Raw genomic sequence first — 19,262 nt, forward strand, 5'->3', positions numbered from 1 at the left:
TTAGTTTTATTTAGTACTTGCTAGCTTATTAATAGCTTCTTGGTTTAAATCATCCATATGTGATGTCATAACTTTTTGATACATCTCAACCATTCTATTTGCCTCTATTAATCCTACCATTTCTGTAACAGGATTAACATTTGAACCTTGGGTAAAACCTTGCTTTACAGCACTAGAATTAGGCAAATCTCTAATTTTATTTAAATTATCAATTTTATACATATTATCGCCATCTTTTTGCAAATCTCTTAAATCATCAACCTGCGCTATAAATAATCTTGCGATGTTTTGATTAGAAGCACTTATCATTCCATTTTTATCTACATTAATAAAAGAAGTAGAATCACCCACGCGTATACCATCATTTTCAGGATTATTAAAATAATCGCTACTTAAGACTCTATAACCTTGACGATTTACCAAATATCCTTCATCATCTAGTTGAAAATTACCATCTTGGCTTAATCTTACCTCGCCATTATTGGTTTTGATTAAATAAAAAGTGTCTTCACGAGTAAGAGCCAAATCTAAAGGATTGTGTGTCATTTTCATAGAACCCACACTAAAATTAGTGTAAACATGATTAATTTGCGGCACTCTATCTATAGTTGTATTAACAAACCTTGCAGCATCTCTTGTGTGATTTTCTATAGGCAACTCATCTTGAGTTTCTTTAAAAATCCTTTTAAAATCTGCAATAACAACATTATCTCTTTTATAACCACTTGTGTTAACATTTGCTAAGTTATTAGTTACTACATCTAAGCGATTAAATTGCGTAACCATAGCACCAGTAGCTTGATAATAACCATTTTGCATTGTTTTTCCTATCTAAAATCTTTATTTTTGTACCAAAACAAAGCAAAAGGTGTTCCAAAATGTTTTTATTTGTTTTTAATTAATTTTTAGGCATAATATTTAGTTTTATACTCATTATCTAAAATACAAGGAGTACTCATGGCTACTGAAACTAATGTTTTAGAAGAACTTTTTAAAGAAAATTCAAAAGATTATATCACATATGAAAAACTTGTCAAGTATTTTGCCAAACTTCCTAATGCAACAAGTGCTAAAAAAATCCGTGATTTAATGGAAAAATACAAAGTAGAACTAATTTCCTCAGCAGAAATTGCCAAAAAAAGAAATTTAGAAGAAGCAAAAAAACTACAAGAAGAAAAACAAAAACTACAAGATACAAGCTTAGAAAACGAATTTGATTTAGCCAATGAGAATGATTTGTTAGAATGGAGCAGATCAGACTCTCCTGTAAGAATGTATTTAAGAGAAATGGGACAAATTGCTCTTTTAAATAAAGACGAAGAAATTGAAATTTCTAAAAAAATTGAACTAGGCGAAGATATTATCATTGATGCGTTTTGTTCAGTGCCTTATTTGATTGATTTTATTTTAGATTACAAAGAACCTTTAATCAATAGAGAAAGAAGAGTTAAAGAACTTTTTAAAAGTTTTGAAGATGATGATAAAAGCGATGATGATAAAAGCGATGATGAAGTAGATCATGAAGATGATGGCGAACACGAAGAAGGTGAAAATTCAAACGAAAAAAAACCCAAAAAAACTAGCAAAAAAGAAGATGAGAGAACTTTAAAAGTTATAGAAAGTTTTAAAGCTCTAGAAAAAGCAAAAAAAGAGTGGCTCAAAACTATTTCTACCATTAATGCAGAAAAAAACAACGATGAGTTGCTAGATAAACTAATCATCGCCTTTAAGAAAAATATACTAAAAGAAAAATTAATGGATCTAGGTCCTACTTCAAAACTCATTTCTGAGATCGTAAAATCCATGGAAACTGCATTAAAAAGCGATGAAGAATTTGACAAAGAATTAAAACGTCTAGAGTATCGTTTACCGATGTTTTCAGATGAACTTAAACAAAGACACCAAGATATTTTAAAAGATATTACTAAGCTTAGCAAAGAAGAAATCGCTGAACGTGCCTTAGAAACAACCATGGTTAGCACTTATATGGAAATCAAAAAATTAATCCAAACCAAAGAAGCTAGTCAAAATTCTTTTGATTTGGAAAAAGATCAACTAAAAGAAATTCTAGAACAAATCAAACGTGGTAAAAAAATCTCAGATGAAGCCAAAACAAGAATGGCTAAATCAAATTTACGTTTAGTTGTAAGTATTGCCAAAAGATATACTAACCGCGGTTTACCGTTTTTAGATCTAATCCAAGAAGGCAATATAGGCCTAATGAAAGCGGTGGATAAATTTGAATACAAACGTGGATATAAGTTTTCAACTTATGCAACTTGGTGGATTAGACAAGCCATTTCAAGAGCCATTGCTGATCAAGCAAGAACGATTAGAATTCCTATTCATATGATAGAAACTATCAACCAAATCAATAAAATCATTCGCGAATATTTACAAAAAGAAGGTAAAGAGCCTGATGTAAGTATCATCGCTAAAGAAGTAGGTCTTAGCGTGGATAAGGTAAAACAAGTGATTAAAATCACCAAAGAGCCAATTTCACTTGAAGCACCTATTAGCAATGAAGATGATGGCAAATTTGGAGATTTTGTAGAAGATAGAACTTCAATTTCTCCTATGGATCATATCTTAAAAGATGATTTAAAAGAACAAATTGATGAAGTTTTAGATCAACTTAACGATAGAGAAAAAGCTGTTATTAGAATGCGCTTTGGCTTGATGGATGATGAGAGCGATAGAACCTTAGAAGAAATTGGCAAAGAGTTGAATGTTACAAGAGAAAGAGTAAGACAAATAGAAAGCTCAGCGATCAAAAAACTTAAACATCCAAAAGTTGGTAGAAAACTGAAAAATTATATAGAAGGTTGGAAATAATCCTTGCTAAAAAGCAAGGATTAGTTATCCCTAAAAAGCTTTGTCGCTAAATGCGCTGCCCTACTGTGATCGGTATCTTTTTTCAGTGTATTAAAAATTCTACCGATATATTCTTCTAGTGTTTGTTGTGAATTATTAACCTTTTCTTCATTTAAAATAATTTTACGATATCTTCCTTCGCTATCTAACTCATATGCAAGATCATTATCGCTTAATTGTAATTTCAAAATTTGAGCCAATTTTGCACGAGAATATTCATCAAAAATAGGAGTCATCAACTCCAATCTTCTTTCTAAATTTCTTGGCATCCAATCAGCACTTGAAATGAAATAATTAGGTGCTGTGTGTTTAAAGTATAAAATTCTAGCATGCTCTAAGTATTTTCCTACTATACTTCTAACTTTTATATTTTCACTATAACCTTTAACTCCAGGTCTTAAGCAACAAATTCCACGCACAATTAGTTCTATTTTTACACCTTTATTAGAGGCATTATATAAAGCTTCAATCACTTCTCCATCTACCAAAGCATTCATTTTTGCTATAATCATTCCATTTTTACCATAGCTTGCTTCTGTAGCTATCATATCTAAAATTCTTTCTTTAATTTGCTTTGGACTCATCGATAAAGTTTTTAAACGGCGACTTTTGCTATACCCTGAAAGGATATGAAAAAAAGTTGTCGTATCTTGTGAGTATTCTTCCTTAGAAGTAAAATAACTCACATCTGTATAAATTTTTGCCGAACTTGCATTATAATTTCCTGTGCTAAGATGGTTATAAATTTTTAACTTATCCCCTTCTTTTCTAATCACTTGCGCTACTTTGGCATGAACTTTAAAACCTGTAATCCCATATATCACATGCGCACCAGCATTTTCTAATGATTTTGCCCAGTGCAAGTTATTTTCTTCATCAAAGCGCGCCTTTAATTCCACCATCACAGTAACTTGCTTACCTTCACTTGCAGCATCAATCAAAGCTTGAACAATGCTAGAGTTTTTTTCCACTCTATAAAGTGTCATTCTTATAGAAACTACCTTAGGATCTTTACTTGCTTCTTTGATAAACTGATACACAGGCTCAAAACTCTCATAAGGCTGTATAGCTAAAATATCTTGTTTGTCTATCGCACTAAAAATAGACACATTGTCTCCAAAAGGTGGTAAGATTTTTGGCGTATAAACTGGACTTAACAAATGAGTAAACTCTTTATTGGAGATGATTTGCCATAGTGATGGCAAATTTAAAAGTATGCTGTATTCATAAATATCCTTATGAAAAATATTCATATGAGAACTTAAAAAATCTATAAGTTGCTCATCTGCACCTTTTTCTATCTGCAAACGTATAAAAGCACCTTTTCTACGAAGCTTCAACCCCTGCTCCAAAATCAACATAAAATCATCAGCCTCTTCTTCTTCTATCTCCATATCTGCATTTCTAGTAACCCTAAAAGCAGCAGATGATAAAAGCTTATAACCGGGAAAAATATGCTCTGTGTGATGACGCACTATACTTTCTATAGGCACATAAATATTAGAACTCACTTGATAAAATCTTGGCAAGACCCTAGGTATACGGATCATGCCAAATTTCAAAAGTTCAGGATGCATCGGATCACAAAGCTTCACCGCCAAAGAAAAAGAAAGATTATTCAAATGCGGAAAAGGATGAGTTGCATCAACTGCAATAGGCACAATAACTGGAAAAATATTAGAAAAAAAATGCTCTTTGCATTGTTGCTTTAAATCCTCATCAAGTTCCTCATAAGAACGAATAAATAAATTTTCTCTTTCTAGCTCTTGGGTGATTTTGGTAAAATACTGCTCTACTACGTATTTTTCTTCATGCAAATAATTTCTAATCGCCTTAAGTTGTGCAAGCGGAGTCATCTCATCGTTGCTTGTAGTACTAATACCTGCAACAAAAAGCTGTTTTAAGCCCGCAATTCTTATCATGTAAAATTCATCTAAATTAGTACAGTATATAGCAATAAATTTTAACTTTTCAAGTAAAGGAAGATCTTTGGAGCATTGATCTAAAACACGAGAGTTAAAGGCCAACCAAGAAAGCTCTCTATTAATATACATCGATGGTTGAATTTGCATCATAACACCTACCTTATTTTATATTCTTTAATATTTTAGTATTTCTTTTATTAAATTTATTTGATATCTAAAATAGTAAATAAAAATATACAAAATAATAATACTTATTTTATCTTAATTAAAGAAAAACAAATAAAAAATAAATTTTTATTTACCTTTTTGGCTCTATTGTGTTATATAATTACCCTTAAGTTCTTGTAACTTAAACTTCATTCAAAGGAGAGACTTTGAAAAAAGCAAACTCAAAACTTTTTGCTGTTTTCCTCTTCTTACTTGTAATTTTAGCGGGTGTGGGAATGTATACTTTCCATAATGCTAAAGGAACTTCTTATTTTAGTGATGCTAGTGAAAGCTGCAACAACTGTCATATTATGAACGAAGTTTATAATGACTATTTAAAAGCTTCACACTCCAAAGAAGTTGATGGTAAACCAAGAGCAACCTGTAATGATTGCCATTTGCCACATAGTTTCTTTGAAAAATGGATTGCTAAAGCTCAAAGTGGTTTAGGACATGCTTATGCATTTACTTTCAAACTAGATTCTCTACCAACACATTTAAGTGCAAATGCAAAAAGTAAAGAAATAGTGCAAAATAACTGTATAGAGTGTCACAAAGAGATTGCGAGTAACACCATCAACCCTACTCTAGATCCACACAAGCAAGACAATGCTTTAAACTGTGTATCTTGTCACCAAGGCGTTGGACACAAAAGAGGATTTTAAATGAAAGGAGTATTCAATGAATAACAAAGGCATTTTATATAGTGCTATTAGTGCTACTATAGTAGCAATTGCAGGCGTGCTGTGGTTAAACCAAGACATCACAGCTAAAACAAATGATTCAGTAGGTGGAATCATCTCTCAAGAGATTGTAAAACTTGGTGATGAAAATCCTACTTTTGACTATTGGGGAAAGAATTTTCCTGATTATTTAGATATGCATACAGCAGTAGAAAAACAAACACCTAACGCAACAGAATTTGGTGGAAACTTAGCTTACTCAAAATTAATCCGCTATCCACAACTTACTATTCTTTGGGCTGGATATCCATTTAGTATTGACGCAAATGAAGAAAGAGGTCATTTTTGGGTTCAAGTTGATCAAATGGATACTGCTAGAAACAACAAAGATTTCTTAAACGCACACGGTTTTGCGGGATTTGGCGGTCAGCCAACAGCATGTATGAATTGCCATAGCGGATGGACTCCCTGGCTTTTAAAAAATACAGCAAAAGAAGATTGGGTTGCATTTAACTCTGCAAAATATTGGACTATGATTAAAACCATTCCTGCGGTAAATGGCGCTAAAGAAAATTCACCTGAACATAGTGGGCCACATGGCGGGAAAAGAATGGGTGTTACTTGCGCAGACTGTCACAATCCTACAGATATGAGTTTAAGACTTACAAGACCAGCTTTAATCAATGCGCTCATTTCAAGAGGTTATGAAGCAGATAAAAAACAAGGTGTGAAAGCTTCAAGAAGCGAGATGAGAACTCTTGTATGCTCTCAATGTCACGTTGAATACTACTTTAAACCAACCGGTACTAAAGTAAAAACTATCGGCGAAAGTATAGCTAATGATAGTTCTAAAAAATGGTGGAATGGCACTCAAAAAACCTATGATGAGTTTGATTCTTGGAGAGATGGAAACCAAGCAACTCAAATCGAAGTAGATGGAATAGAACTAGCATTTCCTTGGAGTGAGTGGAAAAAAGGTGAACCATTTAGAATAGAAATGTTTGATGATTATTATGAAAAAAATAGAGAAAATTTCCCAAGTGATTGGATTCATAAAATCACTAAAGCACCTATGCTAAAAATTCAGCACCCAGAAAGCGAACTATATAGCGGTGGCGTACATGCTGCAAATGGTGTAAGTTGTGCAGATTGTCACATGCCTTATATCAGAAAAGGCGCAAAAAAAGTGACTAATCACAATATCACATCGCCACTAGTTGACATTAACTCAGCTTGTAAAACTTGCCATACACAAAGTGAGGGTTATTTAGCTAAACAAGTTAAAGATATCCAAAATTCAGTAGCACACGATTTAAGAACAGCTGAATACTCTTTAGTAAGTTTAATCAAAGATGTAGAAGTCATTCGTACAGAACTTGGCAAAATGCCTAAATTCCAAACCGATGGTAAGGCAGATGATGCTAAAATTTCAGCCGAATTAAAAGAAGTATTAGAGCTTCACAGAAAATCTCAAATAAGAGCAGACTTTGTTGGTGCAGAAAATTCAACAGGTTTCCATAATCCTAGAGAAGCTTCAAGAATGCTTTTACAGTCAGTTGATATGTCAAGACAAGGACAAGTAAAACTAGTAGAAATTGCAGCTAAGAACGGCATCAAAGATTTCAAAACTTCAAATTTAGGTTTTGAAGATATCCAAAAATTTAACCCAGGTGAAATTCGCTATAAAATAGACTTAAATGGCAATAAAGCTGGAGATCGCTACTATAAACACCAAGAAGTAAATGGTAACCCACCTGCAAAACTTCTTGAAGATGATAAAAATCTAAAACCTTATAACTATAAAGCAATAGATTAATCACCTAAGCCCTCTTTTAGAGGGCTTAAGATTTTACCAAACTTACATCTTCGCCTTTTAAAATTTGATTCATAGTATTCATCGCACACATTTTTCCACACATTGAGCAAGAATTAAGCTCTTCAGGCCTTCTTTCATTAAACATTCTTTTTGCTTTTTCTCCATCGATTGCTAATTTAAACATTTTCTCCCAATCAATATCTTGTCTAGCTTTACTCATTGCATCATCTATTTTTCTTTCCTTTGGCAGCTTTGCAATATCTCCTGCGTGGGCTGCGATTTTAGTAGCAACTATACCATCTCTTACATCTTCTAAATTTGGGAGTCTTAAATGCTCAGCAGGTGTAACATAGCAAAGTATATCTGCACCAGCTGCAGCAGCCACAGCCCCGCCAATAGCCCCGCTGATGTGATCATACCCAGCGCCTATATCTGTTACTAAAGGCCCTAAAACATAAAATGGCGCGCCATGGCATATTCTTTTTTCTAATTGCATATTTGCTTCTATTTCATTAATAGCCATATGACCAGGCCCTTCTATCATCACTTGGACATCTTGCTCCCATGCTCTTTTGGTAAGCAATGAAAGCTCTATTAATTCAGCAATTTGTGCTCCATCACTTGCATCATGTGTACAGCCAGGTCTTAAAGCATCACCTAAAGAAAGCGTCACATCAAATTCTTTACAAATAGCAAGCAAATCATCAAAATACTCATAAAATGGATTTTCAGCATTGTTCATTTGCATCCAAGCATAAAGAACTGAACCTCCTCTTGAAACTATATTGGTAATCCTATGGCATTCTTTAAACACCCTAGCTGCTTGAGAGTTAATCCCTGCGTGAATAGTCATAAAATCAACCCCGCTCTTAGCGTGATGATATACTACATCTAAAAAATCCTTTGCTTTAATATCTTTTAAATCTTTCTCTAAAAAACCTACCGCATCATATACTGGCACAGTTCCTATCATGGCTTTTGAAGTAGCAATCAACTCATCTCTAAAACGACTAGTTTTACCATAATTACTCAAATCCATAATAGATTCAATATTAAACTTATGAGCCAACTCTACCTTTTTCATTTCTTCACTATAATCTACACAGTCATTTGAAACACCTAAATTAACATTTACTTTAGTTTTAAGCCCAAAACCAATACCATTTGGATCTAATGCTTTGTGATTAATATTGGCAGGAATGATAATCTTTCCGCATGCAATATTTTCAAGCAAAAAACCTTCACTTACTTGTTCTTTTTGCGCCACAATCTGCATTTGTTTTGTGAAAATTCCTTCTTTTGCATAAGACATTTGAGTTTTCATTGAAATTTATCCTTAAAATAAAATTTGGATAAATGAAGGGTATGTGAGTAGTTGATAAATTATCCCAACGCTAGCATTACCTAGTTCTGGTGCGGTCTAAGCTTTTAGCTTACTCTCAGCCTGTATCACAAGCTCCCGTCATTTATGCAAAAAGCAGTATAACAACAAATCCAAAATAATTTTTATTTTTTACATTGATTTTTTGCTTGCTTGCTAAAATGTAACAATTCTTCAGAGCTTTTAATATAAAAAGGAATTTTTTTAAGACAGTATTTTAAAATTTCACTCGCGGCCAAAGCATCACTTAAGGCTCTATGATGTTTACTTTCAATGCACAATAATTCTTTTAGCGCATCAAGGCCATATTTAGGACTTTCAATACATTTTTTAGCTAAATCAATTGTACATAATCTTCTATTTAAAAGCACACCAAGGTCGTTTTCACACATAGCCTTAGATATAAAATGATAATCAAAACGTACATTATGTGCAACAAAAATACTATCTTTTAAAAACAACTTAAAATCATTCAACACAGATTTTAAACTAGGAGCATTTTCAACCATATCCAAACTAATCCCGGTTAACTCGGTAATGTTTTCAGGTATAAAATCAACCTTAATAAAACTTTCAAATCTATCAATTTCTTTAAAATTTTGAATTTTTACCGCGCCGATTTCTAAAATTTGACCGCTTTTTATCCCACCTGTACTTTCAATATCTACCACGCAAAATATTTCATTTTTGATTTTTGTATTTTTTGTTTTCAAACACAGACAATTTTGCGCATTAAGTTCCACCCCTAATCCTAAAAGCTCAAAAAGATATAAATCAAAATCATAGTGTTTTAATTCTTCTATTTTCTCAAGTTCTTTTAAAACCCAAGGAAAAGGTTTGTTTTCTTTGCTTAACTTGATGATTAAATCATCGATTTGTTGTTGACTCAAAATTCAAGCTTTAAAGAGTTGATTGCTGTTTTTTTATCTTGTGAAGAAAAAATATAACTACCAGCGACTAAAATATCCGCTCCTGCTTCATCTAAATCAGGCGCATTTAAACCATTTACCCCGCCATCAACTTCTATAAAAACTTTTAAATTTTTTCTATCTATCATTTCTCTTAATTGGCGAATTTTATCATACACTAACGGCAAAAAGCTTTGCCCGCCAAAACCTGGATTAACACTCATTAAAAGCACCATGTCAACAAATTCTAAAATATGCTCTATACTTGAAACAGGAGTGTGTGGATTCAAAACAATTCCAGGATGAATACCGTTTTTTCTTATAAACTCACAAACTCTAATAGGATGATTTTCAGCCTCTGCATGAAAGCTAATAAATTTTGGCTTTATTGGGATAAACAAGTCCACAAAGCTACTTACATTATGCACCATTAAATGCACATCTAAAGGAACAGAAGTGATTTTTGATATATTTTCAACCACACAAGGTCCAAAAGTCAAATTTGGCACAAAATGGCCATCCATTACATCAATATGTAATAAATCAGCCCCTGCTTCACACACTTCCTTAATATCTTTTTCTAAATTTAAAAAATTTGCAGACAATAAACTCGGCGCTACATACATTTTAATATCTCCAATAAAATTAAAAAATAATTTTATCATACTTAATATCAAATTTTCTTTAGGTATTTTTAACAATATTTGAATTTTTTAAGCTTGTTTTAGATATAATGCAAAAAATTATTTTTATTTCATAAGGAAAGTGTATGTCAAGAATTTGCCAAATTACAGGAAAAGGACCTATGGTAGGTAATAATGTTAGCCATGCTAACAATAAAACAAAAAGACGCTTTTTGCCAAATTTAAGAACAGTTCGCATTACTTTAGAAGATGGAACAACTAGAAAAGTTAGAGTTGCTGCTTCAACTTTAAGAACACTTAAAAAACAAAGTAGCAAGTAATCCTTAATGCAAACGAGGAATTCTAATGTCTTTTTTAAAAAAGCTACAAAAATTCCTCAATTGGTCTCCTTCTCCCAAACCCTCTATTAATCTCAACGACGAGCTTTACGAGCAACTTAAATTTTTAAGAATCCCGCTTATTGCTGTTGTAATGATGACTTTAATCGGGGCTTTTGGGTATATGCTCACAAGTAATTTCAACCTTAACGATGCTATTTATCAAGCTGGTATGACTTTCACCACTCTTGGTTACACCGAAGTCAATCCCATACCAACCGCAGGTAGAATTTTTACCGTTATATATGTATTACTTACCTTTACAATCTTTACTTTTTGCATGGGTTTGGTAATAGAAATAGTAAAAAAAGGCGTCTTATCTAAAATCATCAAGGAAAGAAGAATGCTTCATAAAGTTGCAAGATTAAAAAATCATTTTGTAATATGCTACCATAATGATTTTACTATAGAACTAGCTCAGCAATTTAGAGAAAACCACATTCCTTTTGTTGTGGTAGATGATGTTGAAAATTTTAGCGAAATCGCTGAAAAATACAACTATCCTTACTATATAGAAAGTGCGCCTCATACAAACTTGGCCTTTTTAAAAAGTAATCTCTCTAGCGCAAAAGGCGTTATAACACTTAGTAGTAATATAGCAGATAATATTGCCATCATCGCTTCTGTAAGATTATTTGAAAAAGAACTACAAAGAATTAATCCTTATTTTATACTAGCTAGTTCAAGCAACGAAGATGAAACCGAAAAACTCAAAAAACTAGGAGCAAATTCCATCGTTTCTGCGACAAAACTAGTCGCACAAAGACTTAGTGCCATGTCAGCAAGACCGGATATGGAAAATTTATTAGAAAACTATCTTTATAAAAAAAATAGTCCCATTGATCTAGAAGAAATTAAAATACCTGATGAATCTTGGGTAAGATTTAAAAGATTAAAAGAAATTCACCTAAGAGATATGGCAAATGTGAGTATTGTTGGAATTATAGAAAATAAAAAATTCACTCCAATGCCAAGAGGTGAAACACTAATCAGCACGGGCGCGACATTGCTTATTGTAGGTACAGCAGATAGCATCAAAATAGCTAAGAAGATCATTAAGAACAAACAAAAACCCGATGAGTTAAAATATATTTAACTTTTTTTAAGTTATAATGAATTGATAATTTAAAAAAAGGAGGCTTATATGCTACACGAATTTAGGGATTTAATTACTGAATTAAAAGGCAAAGATATGCATTTTGACAAACTTTTTGAAGAGCATAATGCATTAGACCATAAAATCAAAGATGCTGAAGAAGGTAGAATTCACCTAGATAGCTTAGAAGTTGCAAACCTAAAAAAAGAAAAATTAAGACTGAAAGATGAATTAAATACTTATTTGTCAAATTACAAAAAATAGTCTTTCTGTTAAATTTTTACTTTTTAAGGATAATATATGTTTGGGAAAAAAAATCAATCACAAAAAGATCTTGAAGCTTTAGAACATGAAATCAAAAAACTAAAAGAAGAAAATGAAAAACTCCTTTTAGAAAAACAAGAATTAATCGAAAAATATGAGAAAAAAATCGAAGTAGACACCGGAAAAACTGAACTCGAAACTCATCTTTTAGAAATACTTTTAGCTGGAGTTTTAAAAGGCATTGCCAATGTTCAAGGTGACATGCAAGAAAATGTAAATAAAGCTGAAATGATTTCTCAGTATTCAGATTCTTCTTTAGAGGATATGCAAGAGTTAAATTCCATCACTCAATCAATCATATCTTCACTACAAAGCATTATCGAATCAGCTAATCGCTCAAGAGATACTGCCGGAAATTTACATCGTAGCGTTGATGAGATTACCAATGTAATCAATCTCATTAAAGATGTATCAGACCAAACCAATCTTTTAGCATTAAATGCTGCTATTGAAGCTGCACGTGCAGGTGAACATGGTAGAGGGTTTGCTGTAGTTGCTGATGAAGTTAGAAAACTTGCAGAAAAAACTCAAAAAGCAACTTCTGAAGTTGAACTAAACATCAACTTACTCAAACAAAATGCTGATGAAATGTATGGACAAAGTGAGCAAGTAGAAAAAGTTTCACTTGAGTCAAATGAACACATCGTGCAATTTTCAAGCAAATTTACACAACTCATCTCTAATGCAAACTCAACTAGCTCTCATGCTACGCGTATTGCTTCAGAAATTTTCGTTTCACTTGCAAAATTAGACCATGTTGCATTTAAACTAAACGGTTATAATGAAATCATTCATGCATCAGGAAAAACGCTTTCTGATCACTTAAGTTGTAGACTTGCTAAATGGATTGCGGGTGTTGGCAAAGAAAGATTTTCAGATGGAAGAGCTTTTGGAAAGCTAAATTTACCGCACCAAAAAGTGCATGAAAACATCAACCAAGCGATCAAACTAGCACATGATGAAGACACTGGCAATCATTTGGTGCAAAATCAAATTTTAGACAAATGTAATAACGCTGAAAGAGCTTCTGAAGATTTATTTGTAATCTTTAAAGAAATGCTTGATGAGAAAGATCCAAACATCGAAAACAAGGAAGATAAATAAAGGTAAGATTACTTCTTACCTTTAAACCACAAATACGCATATTCAAGCAATGGAGTTCTTATAGGATTTTTCTCACAAAATTGTTCAAATTCATTTCTTTTAATCCATACCGCTTGGATTTCTTCTCCATCGATACCACCACCACTATTTATTTTGTCATTTTCATCTATACTTGCATAAAATAAAAATTGCCTACTCACTCCAGAGCCAAACCCAGTGTAAAACTCCCCTATTTTTTCAAGTGTTTTAGGTGCATATCCCAACTCTTCTATACACTCTTCCTTTGCAATATCCTCAATACTCAAGTGCTTATCTACAAGCCCTGAACAAAGCTCTATACTAAAGCCCATTTCGTCTACTTGCAAATGATTGCGTTTTTGATAATCCCACAAAGGAATTCTAAACTGCTTAACAAAAACAAAGGCATCTTTTTGATGATGATATAAAAAAATAGAAACACTATCCATTGCCTCTATAAAATCCCAAGTATATTGTTTATCATCTTTACCTATATAAGTATATCTTTTGGGTTTGATGTATTTTGAGCTACCAAATTGCTTTTCTTGTAAGTTTTTCATGCAAAATCCTTATTTGTTTTACATTGTATTATAACAAAACCGAAAAGATAATGAGAAGAAAAAGAAGATGAGTTGCAATTTGCAACTCAAAAAAGAAGTTTAAAGCATAGGGTCGGTATTACATCATACCGCCCATGCCTCCCATTCCGCCCATACCACTCATATCAGGCATAGCAGGTTTATCTTCTTTAATTTCACTGATTGTAGCTTCAGTTGTCAAAAGCATACTAGCTACTGAAACAGCATTCAATAACGCCACTCTTTCTACTTTAACCGGATCAATAATACCACTTTCAAGCATATTTACATATTCGCCTTTTGCAGCATCAAAGCCTACGTTTTCTTCTTTGCTATTTTCTACAGTGTTTACTACCACGCCAGCATCAAAACCTGCATTTTCAGCAATTTGTCTTAAAGGTGCTCTTAAAGCTCTTTCTACGATAGCTGCACCAATAGCCTCATCACCTTGTAGATTTAAACTGATTTTTGATTTTGCTTTGATTAATGCAGCACCACCGCCTATTACTATACCTTCTTCAACCGCAGCTTTTGTAGCACTTAATGCATCATCAACTCTATCTTTTTTCTCTTTCATTTCAGTTTCAGTGGCAGCACCAACTTTAATCACTGCAACCCCACCACTTAATTTAGCTAGTCTTTCTTGTAATTTTTCTCTATCATAATCTGAACTTGTTTCAGCAATTTGTGCTTTGATTTGGTTGATTCTTGCATGAATATTTGCTTTCTCACCTGCACCATTTACAATAGTTGTATTATCTTTATCAATGATCACGCTTGAAGCTTGACCTAGATCTTGAATACTAGCACTTTCTAAGGTTCTTCCAAGCTCTTCAGAAATCACTTCACCACCTGTTAAGATAGCAATATCTTCAAGCATAGCTTTTCTTCTATCGCCAAAGCCAGGAGCCTTAACCGCTGAAATATTTAAAACACCTCTTAATTTATTTACAACTAAAGTTGCTAAAGCTTCACCTTCAATATCTTCAGCAATAATTAAAAGTGGTTTTCCTGTTTTTTGAATTTGCTCTAAAATTGGTAGCAAATCTTTTAAGTTAGCAATTTTTTTATCAAACAATAAAATAAATGGACTTTGTAATTCAACTGTCATTTTTTCAGTGTTCGTGATGAAATACGGGCTTAAATAACCTCTATCAAATTGCATACCTTCTACTACATTTAATTCATCATTAATTGATTTTGCTTCTTCAACGGTAATTACACCATCTTTTCCCACTTTTTCCATAGCATCAGCAATTAAATTTCCGATTTTTTCATCTGAATTTGCAGAAATTGTTGCAACTTGAGCGATTTCTTTTTTATCTTTAACCTCACGAGAAAGTTTTTTTAACTCCGCAACAATTGCTTCGCAAGCTTTATCCATACCTCTTTTAACTTCGATTGGATTAGCACCAGCTGTGATATTTCTTAAACCTTCTTTGAAAATCGCATGTGCTAAAACTGTTGCTGTTGTTGTTCCATCGCCTGCTTGATCAGCTGTTTTACTAGCTACTTCTCTAACCAAAGAAGCACCCATGTTCTCTAAAGAATCTTTTAATTCCACTTCTTTAGCCACACTTACACCGTCTTTTGTGATAGTTGGAGCACCAAAACTTTTTTGGATCAATACATTGCGACCACGTGGCCCCATAGTCACTTTTACTGCATCATTTAGTTTTTTAACGCCTTCATAAAGTTTGTTTCTTGCTTCATCTGAAAAAAATATTTCTTTTGCCATTTTCTATCCTTTTTTTATTTAATAATCCCTAAAACATCTTCAATATTAAGAACTAAATACTCTTCATTATCAAGCTTAATCTCTGTTCCACCATATTTTGCAAACATTACTTTATCGCTTACTTTGATATCTTCTACTTCTTTGCTCACTGCAACAACTTCACCATTTAATGGTTTTTCTTTAGCATTATCTGGTATAATAATCCCAGAAGCAGTAGTTTTCATTTCTTCTAAGCGTTTTACTAAAATACGCTTTCCTAGAGGTTGAAAATTCATTTTGTATCCTTTCTAAAATGTGCCATTTTTAGCACTCTTTATTTTTGAGTGATAGAATTATACAAAAAAGAAAGTTAATTGTCAATAAATTAAGTGATTTATATCATATAAGTTTAGTCAACTAAACTAAACTTATATGATATATTATCAATAAAGGTTTATCATGAAAAAAATTCTCTATATTATTTTAGGTATCTTATCTATCATAATCCTTAGTGCTTATGTGCTACTTTTTACAAGCACAGGAAATGCTTTCTTAAAGCCTAAAATAGAAGCGATTATCGCACAAAAAAGCGGCATGAATGTAAAGTTTGAAACTTTCAGCATTGGCTTTTCCCAGCTCAACATTAAAGCTAACATCGACAATCATTTTTTCGCCAATGTCGATGGAAAAATCACTCCTTTAAGTTTGGGTTTTGATTTAAATTATCTTTTGGGTTTAAAACAAAACTACATCCAAAAACTAGGCTTGAAGAATAATGGTGATTTTACTTTTAAAGGCAATATTCTTGGTAAAAGTAGCGATTTTACTATCAACGGAAATGGATTTTTATTTGATTCTAATCTTAGCTTGGATGCAAAAATCGTAAACTACTCTCCATTAAACCTTGAATTTACAGGTAAAGATATTGATCTTGGGCAAATTTTAGATTTTGCTAATCTTCCAAGATACGCTCAGGGAAAAATCAGCATCATAAGCGATATACAAGCTAAAGACCTCAAACCAAATGGCAATGCTTTGATTTATTTTTATACCAACTCTATCAACCACAGTCTAATTGAAAAAGATTTTAATCTAACTTTACCAAAACACAGCTACATCAAAGGTGAAATTAGATCTTTAATCCAAGAAAATGAATTAATTGCAAAAAGTGAAATTTTGAGTAATTTTTTCCAATTTCACACACAAAAAAGTATTTATGATATTCAAAAACAAAGCCTAAACAGTGATTTTGATATCAAATTAGATGACTTAAATCAATTTTCAACTCTAGCTAAAATGAAATTACAAGGTAAAAGTCATATTCAAGGGAATTTACTTTTTGCTAATAACCAATTGCAAAAACTTGATGCAAAAATGCTTGGCTTTGGCGGTAGTTTAAAAGCTAATTTAAATAACAATGCACTCCATATCAGCACCAATGATTTACAAATAGCAGAAATTTTAAAAACTATCTCCCTACCTGGTTTCGTTGATTCAAAATTAATTTTCGATCTAAAAGCTCAAGGGCTTGATTTTAAAAATTTCACCATAAATACCCATTTAAATAAGGCAAATATTAATACTTTGGAATTTAAAAAATTAAGCAATTTAGATTTTCCAAAAGCAAGCTTTACTTTACAAGCTAAAGCTGTTTCAAAAAATTCTCTTATAGATTATGAAGCTTTATTGGATTCAAATATTGTTAAAATTTCTCAACTTAAAGGCTCTTACAATCTTACCAATCAAGATCTTAAAGCTCAAGTAAGTGCCTTTATAGACAACCTAAACAAACTAAAAACTCTCACAAAGCAAGATCTTAATGGCCCCTTTAACTTAGATGCTAAAATAGATCTCAAGGCAAATCAAATTCAAAATCTTGACGCAAATATAAAAATCATGCAAGGCATCATTCATGCTAAGTCCAATGGTAAAAGTTTACAAGCAAAAATCAACAACATAAAACTAGAACAACTTTTTCCTTTAATTGGACAAAAAATTCTAGCCTATGGCGATGTTCACGCAAATGTTGATCTAAATTCGCTAGATTTAAACAACATTAATGGTAATTTTAATGCAAATATCAATGCTGCATTTAACGAAGTGGAATTATCTAAACTTTTAGAGAAAAAATTTCCAAAAAATACTTCAGCAAAAATCAACCTTGATGGAAAAATTACTCAATCAATTATTGACTTTAATGCTAATGCATTAAGTTCTTTTGCAAACATCAATTCTTTTAAAGGAAAGTTTGATCTCAACCAAATGATCCTAACAAGTACTTATAATATTTCACTACAAGATTTTTCTAAACTTGGATTTTTAGTAGATAGAAAGCTTAAAGGTAAGGCTGATTTTGATGGAAAATTGAACTTTAAAAATGCCTTAATTGATGCAAATATTAACAGTAAAAATATTTTTAATGGCTTACTAGAAGCTACTTTGAAAAATAACATCTTTAAAGCTAAAATGCAAAATACCGATTTATCAAATCTTGCTCAAAGTTTGGATTTGCCTGATTTTTATCAAGCAAAATCTAATTTAGATATTGATTATAATCTTATAAAAGAAAGTGGTGTAGTGCTAATGAATTTAGCAGATGGTCAATTAAAGAAAAACCTCATCACAAATGCTTTAATGTTACTTTTGCAAAAAGACATCACCCAAGATGTTTACCGCAACGGCGAAGCTAAGATCAATATCAATAAAAATTTGATAGATTTAAATTTAAATTTGTTAGCAGATCGTAGCAATATTAACATCAATAATGGCAAAATCGATACAAAAAGTACTAAGTTAAACATACCTTTTAAAATCCATATCGATAGAGCAAATTTTAAAGGTACTATCAAAGGAACTACACAAAATCCAAAAGTAGACCTTGATGCTGGTAGCGTGATAAAGTCCATAGCAAACACTATAAGTGGAAACACTGCTGATGGTGCTAAAAATACAGGTAAAAAAGTAGATCAAGCCATTGATAAAATATTCAATAAATTCTTTTAATCCATCTAGCCTTTAAAAGGCTAGATTTTTAAAACAAACCGAATTTGCCATCTTTTTTCTTAAATAATACTCTCATTTTTGCATCCATATCATTAAAAACTAAAAATATATCCTTGCTTGCTTTAAGCTTCTCAAGCGCCTCATCAATTTCCAATGGCTTATATAACTCAAGCTCCATAGGCACAATCTCATCTTCTTCGATCATACTTGGTAATACTAAATTTTCTTTGATCTCATCTTGGTGCTTATGGGTAATATTTTTATCATGCAATCTTCTTAAAACTTTAGCAATTCTATCGATTGCTAAATCTATTGCAGCGTATAAATCTTTGTCTTTTTGCTTAACCACTACCGTATTAATACCGGCTAAATTAATACTAAATTCAGCCCAAAATCCTTTTTTACCATGTCTTTCATCAGCGCTAATCACACAACGTGCAGAAATCACATCTAAACCATACTTACTTAAAGTATCGAAGCTTTTTTCCACATACTCTTTGATTGATTCAGTTAATTCAAACTGCTTCCCAACTATACTTGTATTCATTACTTCTCCTTTTTTTGAAGTCGAATACATTATAACACTATAATTGTAAAGAAATAACTT

At 32.1% G+C, this 19,262-nt stretch carries 17 protein-coding genes and 1 riboswitch; of the genes, 8 read left to right on the plus strand and 9 right to left on the minus strand.

The features are described from left to right. Positions 1 to 6: 6 nt before the first annotated feature. Positions 7 to 819 (minus strand): flagellar hook-basal body protein, encoded by an 813-nt coding sequence (locus tag CKA54_RS04765; RefSeq protein ID WP_039664213.1) that lies wholly within the window; start codon positions 817 to 819, stop codon positions 7 to 9. 138 nt (positions 820 to 957) lie between these two features. Between CKA54_RS04765 and rpoD the strand changes: the two genes are divergently transcribed. Further along, positions 958 to 2,835: an RNA polymerase sigma factor RpoD gene (gene rpoD / locus CKA54_RS04770; protein ID WP_120760398.1), complete on the plus strand. Its 1,878-nt coding sequence runs from the start codon at positions 958 to 960 to the stop codon at positions 2,833 to 2,835. Between the two features lie 20 nt (positions 2,836 to 2,855). Here the strand turns inward: rpoD and CKA54_RS04775 are convergent, their stop codons facing one another. Then, a complete protein-coding gene (locus tag CKA54_RS04775) occupies positions 2,856 to 4,946 on the minus strand; it encodes an RNA degradosome polyphosphate kinase (RefSeq protein ID WP_120760505.1) in 2,091 nt (696 codons plus the stop codon). Between the two features lie 227 nt (positions 4,947 to 5,173). Here CKA54_RS04775 and nrfH point away from each other — a divergent pair, with 227 nt between their 5' ends. Together nrfH and CKA54_RS04785 are read left to right on the plus strand one after the other, a co-directional pair. Beyond that, positions 5,174 to 5,671, plus strand: coding sequence for a cytochrome c nitrite reductase small subunit (gene nrfH, locus CKA54_RS04780; RefSeq protein ID WP_120760400.1), 498 nt, complete (start codon positions 5,174 to 5,176; stop codon positions 5,669 to 5,671). A gap of 16 nt (positions 5,672 to 5,687) precedes the next feature. After that, complete coding sequence (locus tag CKA54_RS04785) at positions 5,688 to 7,505, plus strand: ammonia-forming cytochrome c nitrite reductase subunit c552 (RefSeq protein WP_120760402.1); 1,818 nt, start codon at positions 5,688 to 5,690, stop codon at positions 7,503 to 7,505. 25 nt (positions 7,506 to 7,530) lie between these two features. On the opposite strand, the gene thiC is transcribed toward CKA54_RS04785, so the two are convergent. From thiC to rpe, 3 genes are all read right to left on the minus strand, one after another. Next, a complete protein-coding gene (gene thiC / locus CKA54_RS04790) occupies positions 7,531 to 8,829 on the minus strand; it encodes a phosphomethylpyrimidine synthase ThiC (protein WP_120760404.1) in 1,299 nt (432 codons plus the stop codon). A 44-nt stretch (positions 8,830 to 8,873) separates the two neighbouring features. Continuing rightward, positions 8,874 to 8,978, minus strand: a riboswitch (TPP riboswitch). Between the two features lie 33 nt (positions 8,979 to 9,011). Then, positions 9,012 to 9,776 (minus strand): 3'-5' exonuclease, encoded by a 765-nt coding sequence (locus tag CKA54_RS04795; RefSeq protein ID WP_120760406.1) that lies wholly within the window; start codon positions 9,774 to 9,776, stop codon positions 9,012 to 9,014. Next, a complete protein-coding gene (rpe, locus tag CKA54_RS04800; protein ID WP_120760507.1) occupies positions 9,773 to 10,420 on the minus strand; it encodes a ribulose-phosphate 3-epimerase in 648 nt (215 codons plus the stop codon). Before rpe ends, CKA54_RS04795 begins: the two co-directional genes overlap by 4 nt. Before the next feature lie 143 nt (positions 10,421 to 10,563). On the opposite strand from rpe, the gene rpmB reads away from it, so the two are divergent. From rpmB to CKA54_RS04820, 4 genes are read left to right on the plus strand one after another with little or no spacing between them, the layout of a single operon-like run. Beyond that, positions 10,564 to 10,758: a 50S ribosomal protein L28 gene (gene rpmB, locus CKA54_RS04805; RefSeq protein WP_012661734.1), complete on the plus strand. Its 195-nt coding sequence runs from the start codon at positions 10,564 to 10,566 to the stop codon at positions 10,756 to 10,758. A gap of 25 nt (positions 10,759 to 10,783) precedes the next feature. Beyond that, complete coding sequence (locus CKA54_RS04810; RefSeq protein ID WP_120760408.1) at positions 10,784 to 11,911, plus strand: TrkA family potassium uptake protein; 1,128 nt, start codon at positions 10,784 to 10,786, stop codon at positions 11,909 to 11,911. Positions 11,912 to 11,959: 48 nt separating this feature from the next. Then, positions 11,960 to 12,175 (plus strand): YdcH family protein, encoded by a 216-nt coding sequence (locus CKA54_RS04815; RefSeq protein WP_120760410.1) that lies wholly within the window; start codon positions 11,960 to 11,962, stop codon positions 12,173 to 12,175. Positions 12,176 to 12,211: 36 nt separating this feature from the next. Then, positions 12,212 to 13,339 (plus strand): methyl-accepting chemotaxis protein, encoded by a 1,128-nt coding sequence (locus CKA54_RS04820; protein ID WP_120760411.1) that lies wholly within the window; start codon positions 12,212 to 12,214, stop codon positions 13,337 to 13,339. A gap of 8 nt (positions 13,340 to 13,347) precedes the next feature. Here CKA54_RS04820 and CKA54_RS04825 read toward each other — a convergent pair whose 3' ends face one another. The 3 genes from CKA54_RS04825 to groES all read right to left on the minus strand — a co-directional run bounded on the left by CKA54_RS04825 (position 13,348) and on the right by groES (position 15,948). Further along, the gene (locus tag CKA54_RS04825) at positions 13,348 to 13,917 is read right to left on the minus strand and encodes an NUDIX domain-containing protein (protein WP_120760413.1); all 570 of its coding nucleotides are present in this window, start codon (positions 13,915 to 13,917) and stop codon (positions 13,348 to 13,350) included. A gap of 118 nt (positions 13,918 to 14,035) precedes the next feature. Beyond that, positions 14,036 to 15,673, minus strand: coding sequence for a chaperonin GroEL (gene groL, locus CKA54_RS04830; protein ID WP_120760414.1), 1,638 nt, complete (start codon positions 15,671 to 15,673; stop codon positions 14,036 to 14,038). A gap of 14 nt (positions 15,674 to 15,687) precedes the next feature. Further along, positions 15,688 to 15,948, minus strand: a complete 261-nt coding sequence (gene groES, locus CKA54_RS04835) for a co-chaperone GroES (RefSeq protein WP_120760416.1) — start codon at positions 15,946 to 15,948, stop codon at positions 15,688 to 15,690. A 163-nt stretch (positions 15,949 to 16,111) separates the two neighbouring features. Between groES and CKA54_RS04840 the strand changes: the two genes are divergently transcribed. After that, positions 16,112 to 18,655, plus strand: coding sequence for a hypothetical protein (locus CKA54_RS04840; RefSeq protein WP_120760418.1), 2,544 nt, complete (start codon positions 16,112 to 16,114; stop codon positions 18,653 to 18,655). A gap of 28 nt (positions 18,656 to 18,683) precedes the next feature. Here CKA54_RS04840 and raiA read toward each other — a convergent pair whose 3' ends face one another. Beyond that, positions 18,684 to 19,202 carry a ribosome-associated translation inhibitor RaiA gene (gene raiA / locus CKA54_RS04845; protein WP_120760419.1) on the minus strand — a complete coding sequence of 173 codons (519 nt, stop codon included), beginning with the start codon at positions 19,200 to 19,202 and terminating at the stop codon, positions 18,684 to 18,686. Between the last annotated feature and the right edge of the window lie 60 nt (positions 19,203 to 19,262).

It is taken from the genome of Campylobacter sp. P255, from assembly GCF_003627915.1.
Taxonomy (GTDB): domain Bacteria; phylum Campylobacterota; class Campylobacteria; order Campylobacterales; family Campylobacteraceae; genus Campylobacter_D.